General features: G+C 40.1%; 7 protein-coding genes. 5 read left to right on the top strand and 2 right to left on the bottom strand.

The annotated features are described in order from the left end of the window. Positions 1-948: 948 nt before the first annotated feature. On the bottom strand, positions 949-1,617 hold the full coding sequence (locus tag OO184_RS00035) for a transglycosylase SLT domain-containing protein (RefSeq protein ID WP_265377456.1): 669 nt from the start codon (positions 1,615-1,617) through the stop codon (positions 949-951). A 221-nt stretch (positions 1,618-1,838) separates the two neighbouring features. Here OO184_RS00035 and OO184_RS00030 point away from each other — a divergent pair, with 221 nt between their 5' ends. The 5 genes from OO184_RS00030 (at position 1,839) to OO184_RS00010 (ending at position 6,393) form a co-directional block, all read left to right on the top strand. Continuing rightward, positions 1,839-2,759: a metal ABC transporter substrate-binding protein gene (locus OO184_RS00030; protein ID WP_283256175.1), complete on the top strand. Its 921-nt coding sequence runs from the start codon at positions 1,839-1,841 to the stop codon at positions 2,757-2,759. Then, positions 2,756-3,652 carry a manganese/iron ABC transporter ATP-binding protein gene (locus OO184_RS00025; RefSeq protein ID WP_265377455.1) on the top strand — a complete coding sequence of 299 codons (897 nt, stop codon included), beginning with the start codon at positions 2,756-2,758 and terminating at the stop codon, positions 3,650-3,652. Before OO184_RS00030 ends, OO184_RS00025 begins: the two co-directional genes overlap by 4 nt. Next, the gene (locus OO184_RS00020; protein ID WP_265377454.1) at positions 3,649-4,524 is read left to right on the top strand and encodes a metal ABC transporter permease; all 876 of its coding nucleotides are present in this window, start codon (positions 3,649-3,651) and stop codon (positions 4,522-4,524) included. The genes OO184_RS00025 and OO184_RS00020 overlap by 4 nt, the downstream gene beginning before the upstream one ends. Then, positions 4,521-5,408: a metal ABC transporter permease gene (locus tag OO184_RS00015; RefSeq protein ID WP_265377453.1), complete on the top strand. Its 888-nt coding sequence runs from the start codon at positions 4,521-4,523 to the stop codon at positions 5,406-5,408. Before OO184_RS00020 ends, OO184_RS00015 begins: the two co-directional genes overlap by 4 nt. Before the next feature lie 118 nt (positions 5,409-5,526). Further along, entirely contained in the window at positions 5,527-6,393 is an 867-nt protein-coding gene (locus OO184_RS00010) for a fructosamine kinase family protein (protein WP_265377452.1), read from the top strand. Positions 6,394-6,450: 57 nt separating this feature from the next. Here OO184_RS00010 and OO184_RS00005 read toward each other — a convergent pair whose 3' ends face one another. After that, positions 6,451-6,993, bottom strand: coding sequence for a YniB family protein (locus OO184_RS00005; RefSeq protein ID WP_265377451.1), 543 nt, complete (start codon positions 6,991-6,993; stop codon positions 6,451-6,453). Between the last annotated feature and the right edge of the window lie 180 nt (positions 6,994-7,173).

The raw sequence follows: 7,173 nt of genomic DNA, 5'->3' as shown, positions 1-7,173 counted from the left end.
TTACTACCTCAATAAATCTGTTAGATATTTGGTAACTATCATTCTTGGCAATCATCACAAGTATGTTTTTATTTTTCCCCACTTACTCCTAGACGGAATAAAAACGGGCACGTTAAACATCAATTAAAATATTCAGGCAACGTTTTCTCTCTGGAATTGGATGTAAATAACTGCTTTATTAGCAATTCTGTAATGATAACTTTCTCAATAACGGGAAATGGTCACTCATGAAATGTAAATATATGTTCTATTTCATCCTTATTTTTCGGATAAGCACTTTTGATTGATACTTAATTCCATAACTTAGACTAAAGCCATCAACGACTATATGATACGAGCTTACTTTGATAACTTATTGCAAAATAAGACTTTCCCTTCGAATAATGAGCAGGTAGCATGCCACATCAAATACAACTTATTAAACATTTACAAAGATATCCCATATATTTAATTACTTTAAAATATAAGTTCAGGCTAAAATCAATTTCAGCATATGTTATTTCATGATAACAAATCGATATAATTAATATAAAAGTTAATTACCTTTAACTCCATAAGTAAATAATTTCTAATTAGAATCAATCTAACTATATTATCTTGTTATAATATAGCTGAGATCAACATTGGTGAAATACCGAATTGATCATCAGACAACATATTCTAAGAGAGCCCTTCTTTAGACATGAATTATCGGATATCAAACGATATTTACCATCGCATGATGTAAATTGAAATGAGGTCTTATACCTTTTAGCTTGTAAACACCAGTGAACACATATATTAAAGCCCCCTCCTCCACAATCAGTACCAAAGGAGGGATTATTCTATCTCCCAACATCCACTATCGATTGAGGGCAAGTCTTTCGCAGTTAAATTTAACAAAAACCACCGTAAACCCTCACCCAATGCGAAGCTGTCGCAAATGGAATCGTCACTTTTATCAACAACTCAATCTGCCATTACTAACGAACGATAAGCCTTTTTTACCTTCCATAAATAGCGTGGAGCCTGAGGTGCAGGATGATTATCCTGAACATACTGATAAAACTCATCCGGCGTCATGCGGTTTATTTTATTAACGGCTAATTGACGATCTACATTAAAAGTACGCAAAAGAGCACCCGCACCATTTACGTAAGCAACAATAGTGGCATAGTAGAGAGTCTCAGGGTTATCAATACCTGCCAGATGTTGTTCTTTCAGGATACTGATATAAGCAGTGCCAAGATCAATATTGGTTTTAGGATCTTTCAACTCACGCGTTGTCGGCTGACCAAGACGCCCCTTTTGTCGATACACATCCCGCCCTGCTGTCGATGCTTTAATCTGCATAAGACCAATTGCATTCGATTTACTGACTGCATCAGGGCGAAAACCGGATTCAACTTGAATAATAGCTCTGATAAGCGTTTCATCAACACCATACCGATTGGATGCCTGTTGAATAAATATGTCAAAAGGCGTTGGCGGGAAAGAAGAAATTCTAGCTGCGTTGGCAGTATTGCTAAGCATACGTTGCTGACCGGACTGTTTACCCGCATTTATTTGCTGAGCATTTCTCTCAGCACAACCGACTAACAGCACGACCAGTGCCACAAAGCTCAGTCTTAATTTCACCCTATAATCCTCTGGATCAAATTTTACTAAAGCGCAGCATATACAATTTCGTTTACAATCTAAAAATATTTTTACTTAACTTTTCACTGTATTCGTGTTCATATCATATGGGATGACTATTGTAACAATCGCTATTCCAAAATTTTATAATCTTGACTTTACTTAAATGATATTGATAATCGTTATCATATATATACTTATAACAAGTAAGGCTTGAATTGATGAAGAAAAAACTTTCTCTGCTTTTGCTTTCCCCTCCTATACTGGGAATTACATTGATTCTCTTATCTATAGTTTTATTTAGTCAGCAGGTATCTGCCGCCAAACAATTCAAAGTTGTCACTACCTTTACTATCATCCAGGATATAGCACAAAACGTAGCAGGCGATGCGGCAATTGTTGAATCAATTACTAAACCCGGGGCGGAAATCCACGATTACCAACCTACCCCAAAAGATATTATAAAATCTCAACATGCTGATTTAATCCTTTGGAATGGGCTAAATCTGGAACGCTGGTTTGAACGTTTCTTTGAAAATCTCAAAGATGTGCCTGCCGTTGTTATTACTGACGGCATTGAACCACTCCCCATCCGTGAAGGGCCTTACAACGGGAACCCTAATCCTCACGCCTGGATGTCACCCACAAATGCTTTGGTCTATATCGAGAATATCCGCCAAGCATTTGTGAAACACGATCCTGAAAATGCAGAAATTTATAATAGGAATGCCAAAGCCTATGCTGAAAAAATCGCTCAACTAGATTCTCCATTGAGAGAACGTCTTTCCCGTATTCCACAGGATCAACGTTGGTTAGTCACCAGTGAAGGGGCTTTTAGCTATTTGGCTAAAGATTACCAATTCAAGGAAGTTTATCTATGGCCAATTAATGCGGAAGAACAAGGTTCACCACAACAAGTTCGTCATGTCATTGATACTGTAAGAGCAAACAAAATCCCAGTTGTGTTTAGCGAAAGTACCATTTCAGATAAACCAGCGAAACAAGTCAGTAAAGAAACAGATGCCTGTTACGGTGGCGTTCTTTATGTAGATTCACTCTCCGGCAGTGACGGCCCAGTACCAACCTATATTGATTTACTGAACAAAACTGTAGATACAATCGCAAAAGGATTTAATCAATGAATAGCAATATGCTGTTTGAACGTCCTCATTTAGTCGTCGATGACGCTACTGTGACTTATAACAACGGTCACACAGCTATTTATGATGCAAGTTTTTCTATCACTGGCGGCTCTATTTGTGCGTTGGTGGGTATTAACGGTAGTGGTAAATCCACATTATTTAAGACCATCATGGGGCTGGTAAGCCCATCTCAGGGAAAAGTAACGCTGAGTGATATGCCAGTCAAAAACGCTTTGAAGAAAAATATTATTGCGTATGTCCCTCAGACAGAAGAAGTCGACTGGAATTTTCCAGTATTGGTTTCTGATGTCGTTATGATGGGCCGCTACGGAAAAATGGGATTCCTGAGAATCCCAAGTAAACGAGATCACCAAGCTGTCAATGAAGCACTTGAACGTGTTGGCTTAACAGCCCTGCGCAACCGGCAAATTGGCGAACTCTCAGGAGGGCAAAAAAAACGGGTTTTTCTTGCAAGAGCGCTAGCTCAAGAAGGCAAAGTTCTATTACTGGATGAGCCTTTTACTGGCGTTGATGTAAAAACAGAAAATGCCATCATTGACCTGTTATGTGGTTTACGTGATGAGGGCCATCTGGTTCTGGTTTCCACACATAATCTTGGTAGCGTGCCTGAATTTTGCGATCATGTCATCCTAATCAACCGAACCGTTCTGGCAAGTGGCCCAACAGAAACAACGTTCACCCAAAAAAATTTAGAGATGACTTTTGGTGGAGTGCTTCGTCATATTAATTTATCCGGTTCGGAATTACATGATGATGATGACCCACGTTCCTTGACTGTTATTACTGATGATGAACGCGCTGCGGTATTTTATGGTCATGATCATCATGTTCCGCCGCGGCAAAGTCAGCATAAGGAGAAACGTCAATCATGACAGAACTTTTGCTGCAACCGTTTAACTATAATTACATGGTAAAAGCAATTTGGGTTAGCGCCATTGTCGGCGCCGTCTGCGCTTTTCTTTCTTCCTACCTGATGTTAAAAGGCTGGTCATTGATGGGAGATGCTCTCTCTCACTCAGTTGTGCCCGGCGTCGCTGGTGCTTATGCACTGGGTCTTCCCTATGCAGGCGGCGCTTTTTTTACCGGAATGCTGGCCGCGCTGTCTATGACGTTGGTTCGTCATATCACTCGCTTACGTGAAGATGCGGTAATCGGGTTCATATTTTCCACTTTCTTTGCGGCCGGCTTATTAATCGTTTCTCTCAATCCTACATCCGTTAACGTACAAACCATTATTTTCGGCAATATCCTTGGCATCGCTGATGAAGATGTTCTCCAAGTTGAAATCATTATTGCGATTTCATTTATTGTGCTCATGTTTATCTGGAAAGATTTGCTCATTGTATTTTTTGATGAAACGCATGCGCGCTCTATTGGCTTATCTCCCTTACGGATGAAAATTATTTTTTTTACTTTATTGAGTGCCTGTACTGTCGCAGCTTTACAAACTGTCGGCGCTATTCTGGTGATTGCAATGGTAGTCACTCCAGGCGCGACAGCTTATTTATTAACCGATCGTTTTAAGCACCTGCTGATCATTGCCGTTGCTATTGGTTCCCTAACCAGTGCATTTGGCGCTTACCTAAGTTTCTTCCTTAACGGCGCTACTGGTGGTGTCATTGTCACATTGCAAACCGTTATTTTCCTACTTGCATTCTTCTTTGCACCAAAACATGGACTATTCGCTTCACGTATACGTGCCAAAAAAGAATCCTCAGCATTGGCTCAGGAGACACAACCATGAATGAGTTGATACAATTACTCACTGAGCCGTTTACATTTCCATTTATGCAACGGGCGATATTCGCCGCGATTGTAACAGGCGCAGTATGTGCAATGCTCTCTTGTTATCTGGTTCTTAAAGGCTGGTCGTTAATGGGTGACGCCATTTCTCACGCGGTATTGCCAGGTATTGTGCTGGCTTTCGCTGCCGGTATACCGCTGGCTATTGGCGCATTCCTTTCCGGTATCTTTTGTGCTGTTGCGACTGGATATCTGAAAGAACATAGCCGGATAAAAGAAGATACTGTCATGGGAATTGTCTTTTCAGGCATGTTTGCCTTTGGTTTAGTTCTTTTTGCCCGCATGGATACCGACCAACATCTGACTCATATTTTGTTCGGAAATATACTCGGGATCACTAAAGATGAGTTGAATCAAACGTTATGGATTACCTGCATCACTATGGTGGTAGTACTGCTAAAGCGCAAAGACTTCATGCTTTATTGCTTCGATCCGAACCAAGCGCGCGTAATAGGATTACCTGTTAAACTTTTGCATTACGGTTTGCTTTGCCTACTGTCCATGACCATTGTCGCTTCCCTGCAAGCAGTGGGAATGATTTTGGTTATTGCAATGTTGATATCACCGGGCATTATCGCTTTCATGTTATGCCGAAGTTTTGACCGAATGTTAATTGTCGCGATTATTGCATCAGTCAGTTCCTGTGTTCTCGGTACTCTGATCAGTTTCCACATTGATGGAGCAACAGGGCCATGCATTGTTATTGTTCAAGCTATCTTCTTTACACTGGCTCTGGCTTACAATCAGATAAAACTGGTAAGAACAAAATCTAAACGTAAAACGTATCAAGCTGCTCTACAAATCTCTAACGAACCCAATCAGTAACAAAAAGGGTTATATCTGTTTTGAGATATAACCCTGTTAATCATCTTTTTTACCTGATCATATGTTTTCTCTGACTATAATTGTTCATAAAGTAATTGACGACGTAGAGAGGTGAACCATGTGGCAGGCAGTAAATCGTTTGTTAAACGAACATTTCGGTGTTGCTGAAATTCACGATAAAACTGAGTTAGCCGGAGGGGACATCCACCAAGCTTGGCGAGTCACTCATGGAAAACGACAAGTTTTTGTCAAATCAAACCTGCGGGAAATGCTCCCTGTCTTCAAAGCAGAATCAGAACAGCTTGAACTCCTGGCACGCAGCCAAACAATCCGTGTTCCATCTGTTTATGGTATTGGCAACACCCGTGACCATAGCTTTCTATTGCTTGAATTTCTGCCTTTAAAATCTTTTGATCCTCACAGTGCCTATCGTTTCGGTCAACAACTGGCAAAACTTCATCAATGGAGTGAGCAACCTCAATTCGGCTTTGATTTTGACAATATGCTGGCAACAACACCACAACCTAATGGTTGGCAACGACGTTGGCACCAATTTTATGCGGAAAAGCGAGTCGGTTGGCAATTACAAATCGCAGCAGAAAAAAACATGATATTTGGTGATATTGATAATATCGTCCAAGCCATAAGTAACAAACTTCAACACCATCAACCACAGCCCTCTCTCTTACATGGCGATCTCTGGCCGGCTAATTGTGCTTCGTTAGATGATCAAGCCGTTGCTTTCGACCCAGCCTGTTATTGGGGAGATCGTGAATGTGATTTCGCTATGTTACCGTTATACCCCGATTTACCAATGCAAATTCTTGATGGCTATCAGAGCATATGGCCACTCCCTGCCAACTTTATTGAACGACAACCTGTGTATCAGCTCTATTATTTGCTTAACCGGTGTAATTTGTTTGGTGGTGACAATCTTATTGTGGTTCAAAATATTATTGATAATATTTTGACTGAAAATAGCTAATAAGTGGCTAATCAAGCTGCGAAACCCTTATTCCGCAGCTATAGCCAACCGGAGAATCTACCAGCCTAAAATTTTCAATAGAAAATAAAAAATTGCACCGATAATTACCGGTGAAATATATAAGATATAAATCTGACTGAACAATGTATGACGAGGAAGTTTAATTTTTAATTCAATCTGCTCTCTTGTCAGGCCATCATTGCCTTTAGCTTTTTCAATAATAAGCTGATCTTCAATGTTTTCGCGTATAAATTTCACTTGCCTGTACATCCGTTGACCTGACGCACTCATAGCAAGGCCGAAAAAAATAAGAAAATAGATAGTCAGGAAACCAAGCGTTGAGCTGGTAAAATCAACCAGATGCTCAGGTGTTGGCGAATTTTTCCAGAAAAAATCCAGAAATGGAGTATTAAAACGCACCATTTCAGCCATCATTTTCAGCAAATCATCCAAAACAGCATTGATACCATCACCTTTAATACCATGTAACCAAGCAAGATTGATCACAGAAACAATGGTCGATAAAAGTGCCGGAATAAAAATCACCCAACCTAAAACTCGCTTAATAATAGCGATGTATCCGGCTTTTTGGTAAGTCATCGATACCCCTCATAGCAATAAGCAGATTCTATTTTTGGCTAATCATAGCCCATCAATCACCAAATTTAACTTTATATTTAATTAACTAAGGATTTCTTACCATGTTCCCGATCAGGAAAAGATTTCATCCACTGAGGTTGTTACAATCAGCTTTCGCTAACTGTCTGACCAGAGAGATAC

Origin of the sequence: Photorhabdus aballayi (assembly GCF_026153155.1) — a bacterium.
In the GTDB taxonomy this organism is placed as follows: domain Bacteria; phylum Pseudomonadota; class Gammaproteobacteria; order Enterobacterales; family Enterobacteriaceae; genus Photorhabdus; species Photorhabdus luminescens.
This window is presented reverse-complemented; position numbering and strand designations above follow the sequence as displayed.